This is a genomic window from Exiguobacterium sp. TDN 0502 (assembly GCF_050846835.1).
In the GTDB taxonomy this organism is placed as follows: domain Bacteria; phylum Bacillota; class Bacilli; order Exiguobacteriales; family Exiguobacteriaceae; genus Exiguobacterium_A.
In genome coordinates, this window is the sequence record NZ_JBOZGJ010000006.1 from 115,523 (window position 1) to 135,589 (window position 20,067).

22 protein-coding genes and 1 riboswitch are annotated in these 20,067 nt (G+C 46.1%); of the genes, 8 read left to right on the forward strand and 14 right to left on the reverse strand.

Annotation, left to right across the window (positions count from 1 at the left end; translation table 11 throughout):
* The first annotated feature begins 31 nt into the window (after positions 1-31).
* Positions 32-898, forward strand: coding sequence for a YitT family protein (locus ACRPK8_RS08560; RefSeq protein WP_432237846.1), 867 nt, complete (start codon positions 32-34; stop codon positions 896-898).
* A gap of 187 nt (positions 899-1,085) precedes the next feature.
* On the forward strand, positions 1,086-1,721 hold the full coding sequence (locus ACRPK8_RS08565; protein ID WP_432237847.1) for a CHASE3 domain-containing protein: 636 nt from the start codon (positions 1,086-1,088) through the stop codon (positions 1,719-1,721).
* Between the two features lie 167 nt (positions 1,722-1,888).
* Here the strand turns inward: ACRPK8_RS08565 and ACRPK8_RS08570 are convergent, their stop codons facing one another.
* The 7 genes from ACRPK8_RS08570 to ACRPK8_RS08600 form a co-directional block, all read right to left on the reverse strand.
* Positions 1,889-2,257 (reverse strand): ArsR/SmtB family transcription factor, encoded by a 369-nt coding sequence (locus ACRPK8_RS08570; RefSeq protein WP_432237848.1) that lies wholly within the window; start codon positions 2,255-2,257, stop codon positions 1,889-1,891.
* A 55-nt stretch (positions 2,258-2,312) separates the two neighbouring features.
* Complete coding sequence (locus ACRPK8_RS08575; protein WP_432237849.1) at positions 2,313-2,756, reverse strand: hypothetical protein; 444 nt, start codon at positions 2,754-2,756, stop codon at positions 2,313-2,315.
* An 11-nt stretch (positions 2,757-2,767) separates the two neighbouring features.
* A complete protein-coding gene (gene thiE / locus ACRPK8_RS08580) occupies positions 2,768-3,406 on the reverse strand; it encodes a thiamine phosphate synthase (RefSeq protein WP_432237850.1) in 639 nt (212 codons plus the stop codon).
* Positions 3,396-4,166, reverse strand: a complete 771-nt coding sequence (gene thiM / locus ACRPK8_RS08585; RefSeq protein WP_432237851.1) for a hydroxyethylthiazole kinase — start codon at positions 4,164-4,166, stop codon at positions 3,396-3,398. Before thiM ends, thiE begins: the two co-directional genes overlap by 11 nt.
* A complete protein-coding gene (thiD, locus tag ACRPK8_RS08590) occupies positions 4,147-4,950 on the reverse strand; it encodes a bifunctional hydroxymethylpyrimidine kinase/phosphomethylpyrimidine kinase (RefSeq protein ID WP_432237852.1) in 804 nt (267 codons plus the stop codon). The genes thiM and thiD overlap by 20 nt, the downstream gene beginning before the upstream one ends.
* Positions 4,951-5,065: 115 nt before the next feature.
* Positions 5,066-5,176, reverse strand: a riboswitch (TPP riboswitch).
* 64 nt (positions 5,177-5,240) lie between these two features.
* Positions 5,241-6,518, reverse strand: a complete 1,278-nt coding sequence (locus tag ACRPK8_RS08595) for a murein hydrolase activator EnvC family protein (RefSeq protein WP_432237853.1) — start codon at positions 6,516-6,518, stop codon at positions 5,241-5,243.
* A 204-nt stretch (positions 6,519-6,722) separates the two neighbouring features.
* Positions 6,723-8,159, reverse strand: coding sequence for a murein hydrolase activator EnvC family protein (locus ACRPK8_RS08600; protein ID WP_432237854.1), 1,437 nt, complete (start codon positions 8,157-8,159; stop codon positions 6,723-6,725).
* 267 nt (positions 8,160-8,426) lie between these two features.
* On the opposite strand from ACRPK8_RS08600, the gene mce reads away from it, so the two are divergent.
* The gene (mce, locus tag ACRPK8_RS08605; RefSeq protein WP_432237855.1) at positions 8,427-8,834 is read left to right on the forward strand and encodes a methylmalonyl-CoA epimerase; all 408 of its coding nucleotides are present in this window, start codon (positions 8,427-8,429) and stop codon (positions 8,832-8,834) included.
* Between the two features lie 41 nt (positions 8,835-8,875).
* Here the strand turns inward: mce and ACRPK8_RS08610 are convergent, their stop codons facing one another.
* The 6 genes from ACRPK8_RS08610 to ACRPK8_RS08635 form a co-directional block, all read right to left on the reverse strand.
* The gene (locus tag ACRPK8_RS08610) at positions 8,876-9,388 is read right to left on the reverse strand and encodes a type 1 glutamine amidotransferase domain-containing protein (protein WP_432237856.1); all 513 of its coding nucleotides are present in this window, start codon (positions 9,386-9,388) and stop codon (positions 8,876-8,878) included.
* 26 nt (positions 9,389-9,414) lie between these two features.
* The gene (locus tag ACRPK8_RS08615) at positions 9,415-9,588 is read right to left on the reverse strand and encodes a hypothetical protein (protein ID WP_432237857.1); all 174 of its coding nucleotides are present in this window, start codon (positions 9,586-9,588) and stop codon (positions 9,415-9,417) included.
* Positions 9,589-9,614: 26 nt separating this feature from the next.
* On the reverse strand, positions 9,615-10,049 hold the full coding sequence (locus ACRPK8_RS08620) for an Ohr family peroxiredoxin (RefSeq protein WP_432237858.1): 435 nt from the start codon (positions 10,047-10,049) through the stop codon (positions 9,615-9,617).
* Positions 10,050-10,209: 160 nt separating this feature from the next.
* Entirely contained in the window at positions 10,210-11,547 is a 1,338-nt protein-coding gene (locus ACRPK8_RS08625; RefSeq protein WP_432237859.1) for a hemolysin family protein, read from the reverse strand.
* 191 nt (positions 11,548-11,738) lie between these two features.
* Positions 11,739-12,221 (reverse strand): DUF456 domain-containing protein, encoded by a 483-nt coding sequence (locus tag ACRPK8_RS08630; protein WP_432237860.1) that lies wholly within the window; start codon positions 12,219-12,221, stop codon positions 11,739-11,741.
* Between the two features lie 36 nt (positions 12,222-12,257).
* Positions 12,258-13,487 (reverse strand): DUF2254 domain-containing protein, encoded by a 1,230-nt coding sequence (locus tag ACRPK8_RS08635; protein ID WP_432237861.1) that lies wholly within the window; start codon positions 13,485-13,487, stop codon positions 12,258-12,260.
* Between the two features lie 168 nt (positions 13,488-13,655).
* Here ACRPK8_RS08635 and ACRPK8_RS08640 point away from each other — a divergent pair, with 168 nt between their 5' ends.
* The gene (locus ACRPK8_RS08640; protein WP_432237862.1) at positions 13,656-15,140 is read left to right on the forward strand and encodes an aldehyde dehydrogenase family protein; all 1,485 of its coding nucleotides are present in this window, start codon (positions 13,656-13,658) and stop codon (positions 15,138-15,140) included.
* A 55-nt stretch (positions 15,141-15,195) separates the two neighbouring features.
* Positions 15,196-15,585, forward strand: a complete 390-nt coding sequence (locus ACRPK8_RS08645; RefSeq protein ID WP_432237863.1) for a tautomerase family protein — start codon at positions 15,196-15,198, stop codon at positions 15,583-15,585.
* Positions 15,586-15,686: 101 nt separating this feature from the next.
* On the opposite strand, the gene yidD is transcribed toward ACRPK8_RS08645, so the two are convergent.
* Positions 15,687-15,971, reverse strand: a complete 285-nt coding sequence (yidD, locus tag ACRPK8_RS08650) for a membrane protein insertion efficiency factor YidD (RefSeq protein ID WP_432237864.1) — start codon at positions 15,969-15,971, stop codon at positions 15,687-15,689.
* Positions 15,972-16,081: 110 nt separating this feature from the next.
* Here yidD and ACRPK8_RS08655 point away from each other — a divergent pair, with 110 nt between their 5' ends.
* The 3 genes from ACRPK8_RS08655 (at position 16,082) to ACRPK8_RS08665 (ending at position 20,062) form a co-directional block, all read left to right on the forward strand.
* Positions 16,082-17,050, forward strand: a complete 969-nt coding sequence (locus tag ACRPK8_RS08655) for a quinone oxidoreductase family protein (RefSeq protein WP_432237865.1) — start codon at positions 16,082-16,084, stop codon at positions 17,048-17,050.
* A gap of 152 nt (positions 17,051-17,202) precedes the next feature.
* On the forward strand, positions 17,203-19,521 hold the full coding sequence (locus tag ACRPK8_RS08660) for a YhgE/Pip family protein (protein WP_432237866.1): 2,319 nt from the start codon (positions 17,203-17,205) through the stop codon (positions 19,519-19,521).
* The gene (locus ACRPK8_RS08665) at positions 19,508-20,062 is read left to right on the forward strand and encodes a TetR/AcrR family transcriptional regulator (protein ID WP_432237867.1); all 555 of its coding nucleotides are present in this window, start codon (positions 19,508-19,510) and stop codon (positions 20,060-20,062) included. The genes ACRPK8_RS08660 and ACRPK8_RS08665 overlap by 14 nt, the downstream gene beginning before the upstream one ends.
* Positions 20,063-20,067 lie beyond the last annotated feature (5 nt).

The window sequence follows — 20,067 nt, forward strand, 5'->3', positions numbered from 1 at the left end:
GGAGGAGCATGAGGTCACTCATCACATTGCCATGACTACGAAACATCCACAGAAAAAGAGAGTAGAAAAAATCAGCTTTTTAATCGTAGGTACTTTGCTGTATTCCCTTTACATCAGCTTACTCCTATCTCCGAATGATATCGGATCCGGCGGTATCATGGGGATCACATTAGTGATTCAGGAACTTTTCCACACACCGATCGGATTAACACAATTACTGTTAAACATCCCCCTTTTCCTTTTGGGCTTCCGCTTCTTGCGAAAACGATTCATGTTATTATCAGGCATCATCGTCGTGGCTTCCTCTTTTTTAATCGACTGGATTCCAACCCAAATCGTTCCAGAATCCCTCAATGATCCGCTCGTCGCTTCCATCTTCGCCGGACTCGTATCCGGTCTTGCGATGGCATTGATTTTCTTTGGCGGCGCCTCTACAGGTGGCCTTGATATTCTTGGGAAGTTTTTCTTTGCGCGTTTTCACAATTGGCCACTTCCTCGTATCTTTTTGATGCAGGATTTAGTGATTTATGTACTAGTATGGTGGGTTTTTGATTTGAAACACGTCATGTATGCCCTGATTATGAGTTTCGTCCGCGCTAAGGCACTTCAAACCGTCTACAGTTTCTATTCCGCTTCCAAACAATGCATCATTATTTGTGAAAAGGCGGACGAAATCAATGAAGTCATCACTCAGGAACTCGGTCGCGGCGTCACGATTCTTGATGCTCGCGGTGGATACTCGAACCGGACGAAAAAAATGGTCTATGTCGTCGTTCAAAACAATGAAATCGTTCGTTTACAGGAAATCGTTTCTTCCGTCGAACCGAATGCCTTCGTTACGTTCTCAGAAATCCACACGGTATTTGGCAACTACAAGGAACATTCGTACTCGTTTTAAGCGCAGTCAGACTGCGCTTTTTTTGTTTCTTTAAGACAGCTTCTCGTAGCGACTCCACATTCCTGCTTTTAATGTCACGAATGATTGAAAAAAACACTAGTTCCTATTCAAAAAATGGATAGGCTTCACTTTTTTTGCAATAGTAGTTAAGCTAATGACATGTCTCTATATTTAAAGGAATGATTGCATGCACTCACTTTGGCGTCAACGCATCTTACTGATTTTTTTCATCAGTCTATTCGCCTCCATCCCTATTATTTACGCTTTTTCCGGCTATCGAACGATTGCTGCGATGACGGAGCAGATGAAGGATCGGGACATCCCCTTGATTAATCAAGTCGATCAGCTTGTTGAACATAATCGGGATCGCGCGAATGCCGTTCGTGGTCTTCTATTGTATGAAGATAATCGGTATATTGAACAGTACTACTTTTCAACTTCAAAAATTCATGACTTACGCAATAGCTTGAACCAGTCACCGACTACACCGGGAGCTGTCAAAGATCTGTTACGCCGAAACAATGTTTGGGAATCTGAGATCGAACGCGTTTTCGTCGTCTACGAACGTCAAAGTCCAGCAGCAGCAAAACAACTTGCTCGGCAATCTACCCAAACGACACAAACGATTTTAGAGGATCTTTCACGGGTGAAAGATGACTTATATAAAACACTCCAATCGCAACTCCAACAATCGGACGCCTTGATTGCTACATATAAATGGATGTGTCTCGGACTCTCGATTCTGTCTTTTTTGCTCATTGCGGCTACTGTTTTTTTCTTTCATCGACTCACTCCGGCAAATCCTCCCGACAAACAGCTTTAAAGTGGCAGGAGCTTCCTTGGCTTTTAATACTGAATATCCCGTATACTTTTGTTGTAGCTCACATCCAAAGCCTCTCTGTTGCTTGATTCGTATACACCAACAATCCCCTATTTCGATTTCGAAATAGGGGATTGTTTCACATCTAAAGCGTGGAATACAGCACTTTTTTATTCTGAAATGGCTTTTCCTTCTTGAACATGCTCCATCGCCATATGAACAAGCGACGATACGTGATGATCATCCAAGGAATAATAGACGACTTTTCCTTCTTTACGGAACTTGACGAGCCCTTGTTTCAACAAGGAACGTAAATGATGCGATGCAGTAGCAATCGAGCAGTCAACGGATGCCGAAACATCACAGACACATAGTTCTTCTTCGATTGTCAGAGCATAGACGATGCGTAATCGTGTAGCATCCGACAAAATCTTAAATAACTTTCCGATTTCAGGCGTCGGGATCGTATCCACGACTTGTCCGATTTCCGCAGCACGTCGTTCGTCAATCGCGATCGTCTCACAGCGGGGAGCTTCCATTTCCGTCACCTCGTTTCTCTCTCTATTGCACCATGGCAAAAGAGACATTGCAAGTTCAGCGCCTGTGTCGTCGAACTAACCAGAACACCAGCCAACCGCCTACGAAATCACCGATATCCCATACAATCCGGTTTTGATCCACAGCTCGTACACCGATATCAATGATTTTCGTACTCTTTAAACGATTCACGTAGCGGTGACGTAACCGACGCGGAAGCGGAAGACGAAGTAGGATTCGATAAAAGATATCTAGGTGCGTATGCCCCCAAATCTCCGTCGCAATCGAACTTGTTTTAATGTACAGCGGACGTTTATAGCGTCGTTCATACTTTTGCTTTAATAGACGCGCCAGTTCATAAGATATCCGATCCGGTCGTGGAAATAACACTTTCCCTAAGTGGTATATGCCTTGATTATCCAACCGAATGATTTGCGATTCCAATCGGTAGCGAATCCAATGGCCGCGAAAACGGATGGTTTGCCATTTCAATACAATCACCTCTGAACAGGTTATACCCTGTTCTGAAAAGATTGATGCCACTCTTGAACGGCATCCGTCATGCGTCGCGTAGCAGCCCGGCGATCTTCTTGAGCAAAAATTTCAGAAATGACAGCATAGCCTTCAAGGGGAAGCGGAAGTGAAGACACATTCGTAGCGGTAATACCGCCAATGCCGATCAACGGAAGGTTAACAGCTTTTCGAATCGCTTCGAGTGTCGCGTAAGACATCGCATCAGCATCCGCTTTAGATGAGGTCGCAAATAAAGATCCGACTCCAAGATAAGATGCCCCGTTTCGCTCCGCTTCAATGGCCTGCTCCACCGTTGCAACGGATACACCGATGACAGCGTTCGGCAGTAACCGACGGGCAGCCGTTAGAGGAATATCTTCTTGTCCGATGTGAAGACCTGCTTTTACTAATAACGCGATATCAATCCGGTCATTGATGATCAACGGCACACCAAAGGAGTCCGTGACTGTTTTCAAGCGAATCGCCTGCTCCAAAAAGTCTTTCCCTTGTGCTGTTTTTTCCCGTAGTTGCACGATGGTCGCCCCACCTAAAATGGCCTCTTCGACGACCGTTTCGATGGCGACTCCCGGGTGATATCTCCGGTCTGTCACAGCGTAGATGGAATAATCAATTGGCATGTACGGATACCTCCATCAAATCCTGTTCCGTCATCAGGCTGATGGCATTGAACAATTCGCGTTTGAAGTCTCCAAGCCCTAGCGCCATGGATGCCTGCTCGCCCGCTTTCCCCATGATGAACGTGCCGTGAACCGCGGCTTCAAATGCCGAATATCCGGCACCGAGGAAACCCGCGATCAGCGAAGCTGTCATACAGCCAGTTCCCGTGATGAGTCCAAGTCGCGGCGTTCCCGTTCGAAGCGTTAGCTCCCGTTCGCCATCTGTGATGTAATCCATCGGTCCTGTCACGACGATGACCGATCGATGTTTACGGGCGAATGCACGTATCCCGTCTCGATCCATCACGTCATCCACCGAAGCGTCGACTCCTTTCGTTCGTCCAACCGCTCCAAGCAATGTCTTAATTTCAGATGCATTTCCCTTAATGACCGTACACGGGACCAGATTGATCAACTCTTGAGAAAACGATGTCCGCAGTGTCGTTGCGCCTGCGCCGACCGGATCAAGGACAATCGGCACGTTTAAACGTGCTGCTTCTTTTGCGGCCAACCGCTGGGATGCCTGCATGTCTGCATCCAGTGTTCCGATGTTCAACACGAGTGCTTGTGCGAGACCGACCATTTCCTCTACTTCACGAATATCCTCCGCCATGACAGGCGACGCTCCGACTGCTAATGTCATATTCGCACAATCGTTGATCGTAACCGTATTCGTCAGATGATGAATCAATGGTTTCTGTTCAAGAATGGTCGTAAACATGTGTATCCCTCCAAAGTGAATGAAAATGATGTGTGGGTCCGATGCCTTGTCCGAGCGCAAATCCGTGACGGATCGCCTCCGTGACGTAGTGCTTAGCCTGACGTACACTAGTTGGTAAATCTTCTCCAAGCGCCATTCGTGCCGCAATCGCTGCTGATAACGTACAGCCGGTTCCGTGAGTGTGTTGATTGTCTAACCGTTCCGATGTGAAGTGATGTTCCTCCACTCCATCAAACAACAAATCCGTCGCAGCTCCCGGTAAGTGACCCCCCTTTAGTAAGACTGCACCTGTCTGCGTAGCTAACTGATGCATCGCCAGTCGCATTTCCTCTAGATTGGTCACCGCTTGTGCCGTTAAGCGCTCAGCTTCCGGTAAATTGGGTGTGATGAGGGTCGCAAGTGGCAGTAAATCCGAAATCAATGCTTGTTCAGCTTCTGTCCGCAATAGGGCATGTCCGCCTTTTGCGACCATGACAGGGTCTAGTATGATCGGAACGGTCTGTTCGCGAAGATGTGTAGCAATGACACGGATCGTCTCTGCATTCGAGACCATACCGATTTTGATGGCATCGACACGAATGTCTGAAAAAATCGATGATAATTGGGCGTCGACGATTTCCGGTGACAACTCTTCCACCGCTTGAACACCCAGCGTATTTTGTGCCGTGACGGCTGTCAGGACGCTCATTCCATAAACGCCTAACGCCGAAAATGTTTTTAAATCGGCTTGAATCCCGGCTCCACCACCGGAGTCGGACCCTGCAATCGTCAGTACATGTTTCATGTTCCTCTCACCTTCCGATCGAGCAATGTAAGGGAGTCGTTACCGAAAAAAAAAGCGCCGACTGCTGTAAAAAAGCAGTCGACGCTATCCGAAAGCGTTATATCCGCATTTCGGTATCCGTTCGGCTCAACTTTCCTACGCTGGTATTATCCAGTTCAGGTAATAGGGTCGAAAACAGATTGGTTTTCCTCTCAGCCGGATTCCTCCAGCTCCCCTAGTTGCTCAAGTATTCGTTTCGCCTTAACTGTAGCATAGAGGGCAAAAAAAAACGAGCCGAAGCCCGTTTTAGATTACAGATATGCTAATGGATTCACTGCATTCAAAGGAGATGAGGCACTGTATTGATAACCGCCGACATGTAATTCGAAATGCAAGTGTGGTCCTGTCGAATTCCCTGTACTACCGAGTGTTCCGACTTGCTGCCCTTGAGAGACCGCCTGCCCCGCATGAACGGATAATGAACTCATATGCGCGTAGACTGTCGTATACACTTTTCCATCAATGAAATGCGAAATCATGACGTGATTGCCGTAAGGTCCACCACCTGAAGCTGTAATGACCGTTCCGGCTGCTGCTGCGACGATCGGAGATCCGACTGCCCCGCGGAAATCAACACCGTTGTGGAACGTATAGCCGTTCACACCGCTTGCTGGTCCGAATCCTTGCGAAACGCTACCAGAAGATGGTCGAACGAATTTTCCACCGCTCGAAACAACAGGAGCCGCAGTCGAAGTCGTCGTTCCTGCATTCTTACCTGTTTGTTTGGCTGCTTGCGCGTTCGCCTTAGCGGCTTGTTCGGCGGCTGCTTTTTCAGCTGCGGCTTTCTCTGCTGCTGCTTTTGCTGCCGCTTTCGCTGCTGCGATTGCACGTTCCTGAGCTTCGAGTGTCGCTTGAAGTTCTTTGGCATCTAACAATTCTGTCGTGAACTTCGTCTTTCCTTTTCGTAATTTTTTGAGCGTAGCACTGCGTTCTTTCATTTGTGTTTTTAAAGATTTCTTTTGTTCGATCAATACTTTCTTTTCTGCCACTTGTTCCGCTTTTTTCTCGACAAGCGCTTGTTTAGCTTCTGCCAACTTCTGTTGTGTCGCAATGTAATCAGAAATCATCTTATCATCTTGTTCCGCGATTTTTTTACCCGCCATGACACGGCTGAAGAGATCACCTAAATCCTTTGATCCAAAGATGACTTCTTCCCACTTGATTGAGTTTCCATCATTTTCTTGGAAGACACGTAGTCGGTCACCCAGCAACTCTTCTTGTTTTCGTAACATCTCTTCGTAACGAACGATATCTGCTTTCAACTCGTCGATACGCTGGTTCAACTTCTCGATTTGCTTATTTTTTTCTGAAACTTGGAAGATTTTTTCGTTAATCGCTGCATCAATGCGGTTGATTTGGCGTTGCTCTTTTGAAATCTTTGACTCTTGTTTTTTAATTGCTTTTTCTAATTTACGTTGCTCAGCGGCATTTTCGGCCTTTTTTTCCTTAATGGTCGCCGCTGCGATTGGTTGTGTTCCTGTTATAAGTAATGCCCCTAAAACAATGGTAGAAATTAGTTTTTTTAGCATATATCGTTTCCTCGCTTATGTATTTTTCATATTTTATTATAGTATTCAAGTTTCTCTCACATCTGAAATTGATTATAGCACCGTAATCGTTTCAAAAAAATTTCATTTACATTTCAAATGAAAACGGTTTTTTGTAATCTAATCATTAGATTTTTGAAAATCATAAAAAAAAGAACCGTTGCCAAGGCAACGATTCTTTCATAATTAAAACATAGTCATTGGATTGATCGAGCTAGCTGGACCTGTCGCACTATAGCTGTATCCACCGACGTGGATTTCAAAGTGTAAGTGTGGACCTGTCGAATTCCCTGTGCTACCACGTTTACCGATTTGTTGACCCTGGCTGACACGTTGACCCGCATGTACATTTAATGAACTCATATGTGCATACAAAGTCGTGTATGTCTTTCCGTTCAACTGGTGCGCGATCATGACGTGGTTTCCGTAAGGACCGCCGCCTGATGCTGTAATGACTGTTCCTGTTGCAGCAGCGACAATCGGCGTGCCGACTGGACCACCAAAGTCGATTCCGTTATGGAATGTATAACCGTTCTCCCCACCAGCGGAACCGTAGCCTTGCGTTACAGCCCCGACTGTCGGATGAATGAACAGACCACCTGACGATGGTGCTGGTGCTGGTTTAGGTGTCGCAGGAGCTGATGGTGTTGGAGCAGGTGCGGATGTTTTCGGAGTCGATTGTTTCGTCGAACCCGAAGACTTCGTCGAACGTGCTGCTTTTTCTTGAGCAGCTTGTTGAGCCGCTGCTTCTCTAGCAGCTTGTTGCTCAGCTTCTTTCTGTGCTGCTGCTTGAGCTGCTTCAGCCTCCGCCCGTGCTTTTGCTTCACGTGCCGCTTGCGCTTTGCGTTCTTTTTCAATTCGTGCTTCGCGCTCACGTGCCGCTTTTTCAGCTGCAATCGCTTTTTCTTGAGCAATCAAGATTTGTTGCACTTCTTTTGCATCCATCAATTGCGTTTCGAATTTTTCTTTCTTCTTGCGCAATTCTTTTAAGCGTTTGTTCCGCTCTTTTAATTGTGACTCAAGATCTGCTTGCTGACGTTTCAGTTCGCGTTTCTCAACGACCAATTGTGCTTTTTTATCTTTTACTTCTTGTTGTGCATCTGCTAATTTTTTTTGCGTATTTTGATAATCCGTGATCATCTTATCATCTTGTTTGGAAATAGACTTTCCAGCCATGACGCGGCTGACGAGGTCACCGACGTCTTTAGCTCCGAAGATGACTTCTTCCCATTTGATTGAGTTGCCGTCATTCTCTTGCATGACACGAAGACGATCTCCAAGCAACTTCTCTTGACGTTTTAATTTCGCTTTGTACTTCTCGATTTCTTTTCCGAGTTGAACGATTTCACGTTCCGTCGCTTTGATTTGGCGATCTTTTGTCTCGACAGCGAAGATTTTTTCATTCAATGCTTCATCCAAGCGATTGACTTCTTGCTGTGTTTTAGAGATTTTTTGACCTTCTTGGTTAACAGAAGACTCTAGATTCTTTTGTTGTTTGGCATTGTCTTGTTGTTGCTGTTCGTTTTTAGCTTTTTGTTCACTTAAATCGTCAGCTGCAGCAAAATGAGGTGCCGATGAAAGAACTAGTGCGGAAACGATGAGCGACGCGAACGTTTTTTTCATGTAGTATTCCCTCTTTTTCTCTTAGTAGTATGTTGTATGTGATATCGCATGTTAGATAAGTTAATTTTAAATTCTATAATAGTTTTTCTTTTTTATAAGAACGTTTTTGATTATAGCATTCATTCCTCTTCCATAATATTTCAGTGATATTTCATTTTTAATAAATCGATTCCCCTTTTCGTAATAGAAATATTTGGAAGACAGCTTATCATTGCAACTTGTTTCTGTTTTTGGGAAACTGAAGCGAACAGTAAGGAGGATACATGAATGAAACTAGATCATACTGGTGTTGCGGTCCGCGATATGCAAGAAGCAATTTCCTTTTACACGCAGGTACTGGGCGGAACACTGACACGCGAGTATTCGAACCCCGCTCCCGGAGTGGCTTCTAACATTGCTGTCATCGCATTTGACGATGCCCATATCGAACTATTAACCCCTACAAGTAATGACAGCCCGATTGCCCGATTTTTAAAACAACGGGGGAAAGGTGTCCATCATATCGCCTATCGCGTTGATGACTTGGATCAAGCCATTGCGGAAGCGAAACAACAGGGGTTGACGTTTTTAGAAGATACGTATCGGACGACACCATTCGGTCGCCGGTTGATTTATATGAATCCGCGTCACTCGCATGGTGTCATTACAGAGCTATGTGATTATCCAGACGCATAAAAAAACCGGCACTGCATTTTTGCAGTGCCGGTTCTTTGCGATTAAGCCAGTTTTGCTACGATTTCCCGATTGAACGCCGGAATATCGTCCGGTTGTCGACTCGAGATGAAATTATCATCAACGACGACTTCTTCATCTTTGAAATCAACTCCGGCATTTTCTAAATCAATTCGAATTGATTTGTAGCCGGTCATTTTTCTTCCTTTAACGATTTTTGCGTTAATCATCAATTGTGGACCGTGACAAATCGAGAAGATTGGCTTTTTAGACATTTCGAATTCTTCTACGAATGATACGAAACGATCGTCTTCGCGCAACAAGTCAGGTGAGAATCCTCCTGGAATGAGAAGCGCGTCGTAATCGGTCGCTGACGTTTCATCAATCGAACGATCAACGTTCACTTTTGCCTCTTCTTGTTTCCCGACGAGCTCCGTTCCCTTTTCAGCACCGATGACTACCACTTCGTGTCCGGCTTCTTTCAAAGCATCTACAGGACCTGTGAATTCGACATCTTCGAAATGATCGGCAAGTACAACCGCTACTTTTTTAGACATATGATTCATCCCCCAAATTGTTTGATTTAGACCGGGTCTTTTCCCCGATCCCGTGGCGAGACCGGATCATCCGGCATCTCGTCTTTTCCTTTCAGGATTTCCTTTTGTTGCGCCTCTGTCAGCTTCCGTTCCTTATCCGACAGACGATCCCGTTCATCTTCCAATTTTTCGTTTGGACGATCGGTTTCTTTCGGTGACATGGAGAATCCTCCTTATGATGCATGAATTATAATGAATCAACGACTTTGACGGAAAGATCGACATCGATGTTTCCGCGTGTCGCTTTCGAGTACGGACAGAAGTTGTGTGCCTTCTCAAGCAATTCCTCTGCTTCTTCTTGCGAGACGCCTACGACTTCAAGAACGAGCTTCGCTGCAATTTTCACACCGTTATCCGCTTCATCCTGTAAGAGGCTGACTTCTGAGTTCGTCCGCGTCTCGACTCGTTTTTTCGCTTGGCGCGCCATCAGATTATACGCACCATCAAAACAAGCGGCGTATCCTGCTGCGAATAACTGTTCCGGGTTCGATGTTGGAATGTCTTCTTTTCCCTTTGTTCCTGGCATGACTAAATCGAGATTGATGACGTTGTCGTCTGAAGCGACCTTTCCGTCGCGACCACCGACTGCAGATGCACGTGAAGTAAGAATGACGTTTGACATAACATGAAAACCCCTTTTCCTGTTGAATTAAAAATTGTTTTTTGCCACATAAACAGTAATACCCGTCAACATAGGAGCTAAACACGTGGAGTGTCTGTCCAGAAGACTTTCTATACACAAAAAAAGCAGCGGATACAAAATCCGCTGCCTCTTATCTCGTTCACTCATCTTCTTCTGATACCACAGGTTCCTGTTCCGGTAACTGCAGATAAATCGATTTGACTTGGTGGTTGTCGACTTCCATGACTTTTATCGTGTATGCCTGATAGCGGAATTCTTGTCCACTCGATACCTCTGTATCCTGTGCCATGACCCAGCCGCCAATCGTATCGATGTCTTCCTCTTCAATGCCCAAGTTGAAACGCTCATTTAAATCATCAATCAACACACGACCTGAAATGCGATAAAGCCGTTCATGAATGAGTTCGATATCTGCTTTTTCATCTTTATCGAATTCGTCACGGATTTCTCCAACGATTTCTTCAAGAATGTCTTCCATCGTAATGACACCTGCCGTGCCGCCATACTCGTCAATCACGAGTGCCATCGGCGTTCGTTCGACCTGCATTTTCAACATCGCGTCCTGTAACGGAGAGTATTCAGAGACGATCGGCAAGTTATGGATGTAATAGCTGAGTGCTTTTCCTTTGTTCGCCATATGGTCCGTAAACAACTGTTTCGCATTGATGAAGCCAAGGATTTTATCCTTATCGCCCTCTTCTGCCACCGGATAACGTGTGAACTGGTACTCCTCAACTAGACGAATGATTTCTTCCATCGATGCATCGTTCGAAATCGTAATCAAATCCGTTCGCGGCAGCATGATGTCTTTCGCAATCCGCTCATCGAATGAGAAGATGTTTTGCATATACGAAAGTTCCGTCTGGTTGATTTCTCCACTCTTATAACTTTGAGTCATGATGATTTTAATTTCTTCTTCCGAGTGTACTTCTTCGTGACCTGCAGGTTCGACACCAAACAACCGAAGAATGACTCGTGCTGAACCATTCAAAGTCCAAATGAATGGTTTCATGACCTTACCGAACCAATAAAGCGGCGGCGCAAGGAGCATCGTGATCGCTTCCGTCTTTTGGATCGCTAAGGATTTCGGGGCCAATTCCCCGAGGACGACATGAAGAAACGTTACAATCGAGAATGCAAGAACGAACGAAATGATCGTTGAAACGGAACTTGGAATATCGATTTCTTCAAATAACATACTGAGAATCGCGCCGACGGTCGATTCACCTAACCACCCGAGACCGAGTGCTGTTACCGTAATCCCGAGCTGACAGGCCGATAAATAATAATCCAAATTCTCAAGCAGCTTCTTCGCCACTTTCGCAGTCTTGCTTCCTTCTGTAATCAACTGATCGATTCGAGACATCCGCATTTTGACGACCGAAAATTCGGCGGCAACAAAAAAAGCTGTCAAGACGATAAGTAACGCAATGACAAATAGCCGAATGATGATCGTCGTCGTGTCGAATGTCTCCATTGAGTGTGTACTGTCCAATCGTTTCCCCGAAAAAAGGGGATTCACCTCCATTAATATAAAGCCAGATGCCGGGGCATCTGGTGGTTTCCAGCAAAAAGAAGCTTCAGATTTCAAAGCTTCCTCACTTTTTCATATTCATACTATAACGGAACTTTCATGAAATGTGTACTTGAAGACTCCATTTCCATCCGTCAGACAACGTACAAGATGAAGATTACGATCATGAGCAACATCGCAATCCCCTTCAACAAGGCACTCGACAGAATGCCGAGAACTGTTCCGATTCCGACTGACACTGCCGTTTCCCACGTTTTTTTGCTGATGATTTTCTCCGTCAAGATGGCGAAGACGAACGGAAAAATCAGTAACCCGATCCCCGGTAAGAGGAAAGGTCCAGCAATCAATCCGACAGTTGTCGCGATTTTAGCCGCTTGTGATCCACCGCGCCGATCGACCGTGTAAGCACTGACGAGGTAGTCGAGTGTAAACAACAGAATGATGAAAATCGCTTGGATCACCCAAAAACTAATCGATAACTCCGAAAATCCGAATCCAAATCCATAAATCAAAAAACCGGCAACTAGGATGGGCGCACTCGGTATGATCGGATAGACAAGTCCAGCAAAAGCAACTAAAAAGCAGATCGCGATCAAACTCCACAATATGATAGTCATGATTCATCCTCCCTTCCTTGTAAGTTCTTGCTCTTATTACGGGGAAGTGGAATAAAAGGTTTCATCTAGCGCTCGATGTACTTGTTCTTGTAAAAAAGCACGGTCCCATTCGTTCATGTGTTCGAAGCGGACTTCTGAACAGATGTACGGGATGAAACGCTGAATCGTCTCAGAATGGCTCGGCAGTCCATTGCGCTTCATCATTCCGAGTGATTCAAGCATGGTGGCGAGAACCGAAATATCCTCTGCTCCGTAATGACGCATCTGATAAAAAGTCGTATACAACAGTTCTTGATAGGTCTCCCGCTCGATGATGTGTTGCTGATGCGTTCCGATAACCAGTGCACCATCCGGTATCACGGCATACTGCCGCATTAAGTCACCGATGATCCGAATTGCATGTCTCGCAGTATTCGGATCATTGATTCCTGGGGAAATGGCACGCAGGGCAACCTCACTCAGTTTTTCAAGAACGAATGCAAAATCTTGTTCCGACGATTTCGTAGGACCAATCAGGATACTTTCATCGATGTCCTGACACGTTGCACGCCCAATCACTTCCCCTTCCGTGACGAACGATCCGACAGTCCGGTGAATATATACCCCTTCTTCCTGATCAAACGTCTCATAATCAATCGCCTGAATATATCCGGTTCGTGCCGCCTTAATGACATAAGGATGATCAGTCTTCCCTTTGTGCTCTGTGATCACCTGATTTCCTGACTCAAGGTGATCCAATTGACGTGCAAGCAAGTCATTTCCTTCATTGTGTAACCGATCCAGTAACGTCGTGACGCGTATCGATTGACTCACGATATGAATGAAGGCTACGAAGGCAGCAATCGAAATTAGAACGACTAAAACGGCTACGGCGGATGAGACGATGCTCATCTTTAAAACCGGTCTGAGGAAAAAGAGCATCGTCATCGAATAAGAGACCGCTCCGATAAAAATCCCGAAAATGTGTTGTACTTGGCGATTCTCAATGAAGTTCGGTAACGTCCGCGGGGAAAATTGCGAAGAATACGTGGTTAAGACGACTAAAATCGTTGAGAAAGTGAACGTCATCATGGCTAATAACCCGGTAAATACCGAGCTGTGAATGGTTTGAGCCAATCCAAGCGTCGTCTTCCACGTCACCGGAAACCAGTTGGAGACATAGGAATCAGCCCAAATGACGATTCCAGTCAGCCCGATTCCGATGAGTCCGTAAAGTAACGGCCACCACCAGTTGATTTCACGTGACAGTACTTTCAATTTTTTCACGCAATGTCACTCCTTTGTATATTGCTATATTGATTATTTCCTGTTTTTACTCATCTCGAAACCATTTTCCTAAGCAATACATTTGGTGAAAGTGTCGTGATGTGTTTTACTTCTTTTCATAACGTGAATAACTTAACTGTTATGAAAACGAATAGGAGATGAAACGATATGGCTCAACAGAATGAAACAGCACTGCATACCGACTTCACGAAGATTTACATTGATGGTCAGTGGCGCACAGGCGCAAGTGACAGCAACATGACGAATACGAATCCGTTTACGGGGGAAGAGCTCTTCACGATCTCTGCCGCGAACCAACAAGATTTAGATGATGCGTATGAAGCGGCTCAGGTCGCTCAAAAAGAGTGGGCGAAAGTTCCAGCCTTAAAACGACAAGGTCTGATCGAAAACTTCTTGAAAGTCTTATACGAAGAAAAAGAAACGATCATCGATTGGCTGATCAAAGAATCCGGCAGTACACGCATCAAAGCAGAAGGTGAATTCCTTGCTTCTGTCTTGATCGTCAAGGAAGCTGCCACATTCCCATTGCGGATGCACGGTGAAATTCGTCCATCGGTCGTACCAGGTAAAGAAAACCGAATCTACCGGAAAGCACTTGGTGTCATCGGCGTCATCAGTCCATGGAACTTCCCGTTCCATTTAGCTGTACGGTCAATCGCTACTGCCATCGCCATCGGGAACGCAGTCGTTGTTAAACCGGCTACGGATACACCTGTTTCAGGCGGATTGATTTTTGCGAGCCTGTTTGAAAAAGCCGGATTACCAAAAGGTGTCTTGAATGTCATCGTCGGTCGCGGTTCGGAAATCGGCGACGCGATCGTCGAACACCCTGTCCCACGCTTGATTTCATTCACTGGTTCAACGGAAGTCGGTCGCCACATCGGCGAACTTGCCGGCAAACATCTGAAGAAAACAGCGCTAGAACTTGGCGGAAACAACGTCTTCGTCGTACTTGATGATGCCGACCTCGATCGTGCGGTTGAATCGGCTGTCTACAGCAAGTTCTACCACCAAGGTCAAATCTGTATGTCCACGAACCGGATTCTCGTTGCCTCTTCGATTCATGATGAGTTCGTCGAGAAGTATGTTGCTCGTGTCAAAGAATTACAGTACGGCGATCCATCACACGACCGGACACAAGTCGGACCGCTCATCAATCAATCACAAGTGGAACGGATTCTTGAAGATCTCGAGAAAACAAAAGCTGCTGGCGCAACTGTTCGTGTCGGCGGCGAAGCAAAAGATAATGTCATCGCACCTACTGTCGTGACTGGTGTTACAAATGACATGCCGCTTGCTAAAAATGAAATCTTCGGACCAGTCGCTGTCATCATCCCGTTCGATACGGATGAAGAAGCACTTAAAATCGCAAACTCGCTCCCATACGGATTGAGCGGTGCTGTCCACGGTTCTTCTATTGAACGTGCGACTGCCTTTGCGCTTGAAGTTGAGACAGGTATGATTCATATCAATGACCAATCGGTCAACGATGAGCCGCATATGCCATTCGGTGGTGAAAAAGATTCAGGACTTGGTCGCTTCAACGGTGAATGGGTACTTGAAGAATTCTCGACTGTCCAATGGTTGTCTGTCATGCACGATCGTCGCCAATACAAACCTTTCTTCGAATAATATAAGAGTAGGGTTCTCCCCTACTCTACATACTTTTATTAAGGAGTGGTTTCATATGCCGTTATTACGATTCGACGTCATTGAAGGACGTTCGGAAGAAGAGTTAAAAACATTGCTCGACACCGCACACGATGCGATGGTCGAGGCATTTGAAGTGCCGGAGCGGGACCGTTACCAGATTGTCCATACGCATAAAGCGAATGAAATGGTCATTCAAGATACAGGACTTGGATTTGAACGGAGTAAGAATATCGTTCTCATCAGTGTGACAAGTAAAACACGTACGGAAGAGAAAAAACAACGTCTCTACCATTTGCTAGCCGAACGGCTAGAAGCAAATTGCGGACTTGCTCCGACTGATTTAATGGTCTCGATCGTCGAAAATGATGCAGCGGACTGGAGTTTCGGTCTCGGGGAAGCACAGTTTTTAACAGGTAAACTATGAGCAGCCCATAATTAAAGAGGAAGCGTGTTCCGGATGATTTCCGGGAACACGCTTCCTCTTTTTTTCGTCCATTAAACTATCAACGCAAGACTCAACATGACTCATTCCTCTGTTTCTTCCGCCTTCTCACGTGGATTTTCCCGCTGCAGCGGTGCTTTCCAACTAAATTGATCAGGTTCTGGAACAAAATCGAGACCACCGGGATGGAACGGTTGGCAACGGAGCAGGCGACGTGTCGTCAAATAACTGCCTTTTACTGCCCCGTGGCGCTCAATCGCCTCCATCCCATAATGGGAACACGTCGGATAAAATCGACATGTGGCTGGTTTCATGGGGGAAATGACTTTCTGATAAAAACGAATTCCACCCATTAAGACACGCTTCATGACGTCCCTTCTTTCATCTTTTTTTATAGTGTAACGCATCTGTCCATCATTTTCAGATGTTCTGCCTTATACTGAAAGCAGACTCGTATACTAGTGAAGGATGTGGTGAGATGAAAGCTTTAACATTCCATGAATTCGGAACGTCCGACGTGCTACGCTTCGAGGATGTACCGACACCAATCATCAACGAACAGGAAGTACTCATTGAAATGAAAGCGATTGGTCTGAACTTTGCAGATATTTATCGCCGGAAAGGAAACTACCATTTAGAAGGTCAGCCCCCTTATATTTTAGGATACGAAGGAGCCGGGGTCATCACAGAAGCCGGAGCAGCGGTTTCAACATTCCATGTAGGTCAACGGGTGGCTTTTGCGGACGTTCCTCTGGCCAACGCGGAGTACGTGGCAGCCCCCGTCGATAAGGTGATTCCCCTTCCTGACGGGATCTCGTACGAAACAGCTGCCTCTGTTTTATTACAAGGATTGACGGCACACTACCTGACTCGCGATAGCTACCCTGTCCAACCAGGCGATACTGTCCTAGTTCACGCGGCCGCCGGTGGTGTTGGTCAGCTGCTGACACAACTGATTCGGTTGCTCGGGGCGACACCGATTGGATTGACCTCTTCTTCTGATAAAGCAGAGATTGCCAAAACCGCCGGCTGTGCATCTGTTTACTTGTATTCAGAAGACTGGGTCGAACAAGTACTCACGTTAACTGCCGGGAAAGGGGTCGACGTGGTCTACGAATCGATCGGCTCAACGCTACTGGATAGCTTCCAAGTCACGAAAGTGCATGGAACGGTCGTCTTCTACGGCATGGCAGGCGGCGACCCCGTACCTGTCGATCCCCGTCTTTTAATGGATACGTCCAAAACATTGACCGGTGGAGATCTCTGGAATGTCTTAACGTCCTCTGAAGAACGGATTCGAAGATCAGGCGAATTGTTTGATTGGATTCTCTCCGGTCACCTTACGCTCTCGGAGCCGACGACTTTTGCACTATCCGATGGAAAGAAAGCACATGATTTTTTAGAGAGCCGGCGCAGTACAGGAAAATTACTATTACTACCTGAATGATGTTTTTGAGAAGACGACTTTTCCGAGTCGTCTTTTTTATGTAAAAAATAAGAATTATCCATTGCATTTTTACGGTAGTGGGCGTAAAGTAAATCTCATGAAAAACCTAAAACCCAAATTAGTTTTGAGTTTTAGAAAGGGGATTTGTATTTATGTTTCGCTCAGAATGGAAGAAATTGAAGAGTCCGATGATGATTGTTGTCATTCTCGCCCTCATCCTCGTGCCGTTTCTCTACAACTCTATCTTCTTATCTGCATTCTGGGACCCATATGGTCGTACAGAAGATATTAAGGTCGCAATCGTCAACGAAGACCAGGCGACGAAGTTCAAAGGAGAGAAAGTCGACATCGGGGATCAATTCGTCGACAAGCTCAAAAAAAATGATGATTTTGATTGGCAGTTCTTGTCTCAGGACAACGCAGAGAAAAAATTACGGGACGGCAAAGTCTACATGACAGTCGTCATTCCGAAAAACTTCTCTAAAAACGCAACAACGTTACTCGATGATCATCCGAAGAAAATTGAATTGGAGTATTACTTAAATCCAGCCAAAAACTATTCGGGGACACAAATTTCGAGTACGGCTGCGAAGCAGTTAAATGAAAAAATCCGGAAATCCGTTACGCAACAATACAGTAGTGCCATTTTCGGCGCCTTAAAGAAAATCGCAAACGGAATGGAAAAAGCATCGGACGGTTCCTCTAAACTTGAGGACGGCAACCACAAAACAGCGGATGGTGCAAAAACACTGGCAACGAACCTAGGAAAACTTGCGGATGGTAGTCTGACGCTGTCCGAAAAACTTGGTGAAGCAAATCAAGGTTCTAAAAAACTCAGTGATGGCGTCACGACACTCGATGAAAAGACTGCCCTCTTTGCCCAAAAAACAGGTGAGTTGTCCTCCGGATTGAATACACTCGATGAAAACGGTGGAAAGTTACAAGATGGGGCTTCCCAACTCGAAGACGGCGCAACAAAGCTCAGCGGTGGCTCAACACAAGTCCGCCAAGGAGCAGAGCAACTGGCTGCGGGTACGGCTCAGCTCAATGAAAAAATTCCCCAGCTGACGGACGGTTTAAATCAACTGGATGAAAAAGCACAAACAGCGAATGCCTTTTTAACGCAACTCAATCAAGATGCAAAAAAAGCAAAACAAGACTTACGGGCACGTCGTGAAGCCCTTGAAGCAAACGTTGCTCAATTAAAAGAAGTCATTTCTGCTTCTGAACAGTTATCGGATGAAGAAAAACAAACATTACTCGGCTCCATCGGTTCATTAGAAGAAAACATTCAAAACCTCGCCGCTCAAGAAGGGGCGATTGATCAGAGTCTTGCTCAAGCAACAGAAGCAACGAAAAAAATCGGTCAACTCGCCGCTGGTGGTCAGCAAGTCCAGTCCGCTGTATCGCAACTGAACGCCGGTCAAGTGAAACTCGTCGACGGTGCGAAACAAGTCGAGTCTGGCGCTCAACAATTAGCAAGTGGTCAACAAACATTCAATGAAAAACTCGGTCAATATACTGCAGGTGTGCATAAAGCAGCAACGGGTGGCGCACAACTCGCTGACGGCGCAAATCAGCTGTCAGATGGCACACATCAACTCCAAGCAGGCGCTAGCGCGTTGAACAACGGATTAGGACAATTGGCATCTGGCTCAACTACGATTACAGACGGCATCGGTAAAACGACTGACGGCGCTTCAAAAATCGCGGATGCCAACACGAAACTGGAAGACGGGGCTAAAACCTTGAAGGATGAGCTCAGCAAAGGAGCTAAAGATGCAACCGTTAAGCCGACAAAAGAACGGGATAATATGCTGGCAGAACCCGTCGTCTTGAAAGAACATGACTATTCGACGGTCAACAACTACGGCTCCGGTTTATCGGCTTATATCCTCAGCATTGCCTTATTCGCAGGTGCCTTGATGTTCTCGTCTGTTTATCAGATTCGCCCCGAACACGGTGAGAGTCTGACATGGCGCTTCCTCGTCGGTAAATTATCGCTCATCTTACCGATCGGAGCCTTACAAGGGGTCGCAGCGGCCACAGCCATCGTCTATGTCCTTGATGCTGATGTCGCGAGTGTCCCTGCGCTCTATGGATTCGCCGCTTTGACAGGCATGACGTTCATCACGATTCTGTTCACACTCGCGATGTTACTCGGTCGCGTCGGACAGTTCCTTGCCTTCCTACTCCTCCTGCTTCAAATCGGTGGTAGTGGCGGAACGTTCCCTGTCGAAATGACACCAGGCTTCTTCCAAGCAATCCATGCCTTCTTACCGATGACGTATTCGGTCGGTGGATTCCGTGAAGCTCTAGGACTCGGTGTAACGGACGCGCTTATCTCAAACAGTCAAGTCCTCGCGACCATTCTAGTCGTCGCCTTGATCATCAGCTTCGTTGGAGGGCTCGGAGCCAAACGGATTCTACTCTCAACAAAAGTGAGACGAAAACAACATGACACTGTCTGATAAAGAAACACTCATACTCGATTCAGCGATGGCTTGCTTTTCTGAACTCGGTTATAAAGGAACGACGATTGAGCGTGTCGCCCGGCGCGCTCACGTCGGGAAACCGACTGTCTATCAGCTGTTTGAAAGCAAACTCAACTTATTTGAATCTCTCGTGACTCGTGTATTGCAAGAGATGAAGGAAGAAGCCGAACGCGCTTACGTCGAACAGGCGACGGTGGAAGAAAACAAACAAGCGATGATTGATGCCATCGTCTATCATCAGCAACAACACTTATTCATTCTTCAAATCATCGAAGAAACACGCAACTTAAAATTACAGGAGATGCAGGAACTACGGACACGGATCGAACGACATGTCGTCGAATATCTTAAAACGCTCCTTGAGACTCGTCTCGGACAAGATGACCGTGACGTACCGGTCGATGTCACAGCTTTTCTGATTTTCCGGACGTACATTGCACTGATTGCCGAATGGCCATCGATTGCTCGTCCCCTCGAACTCGATACGATTCGTCGTGCCATGTTGCGCGTCCTATGAATCAA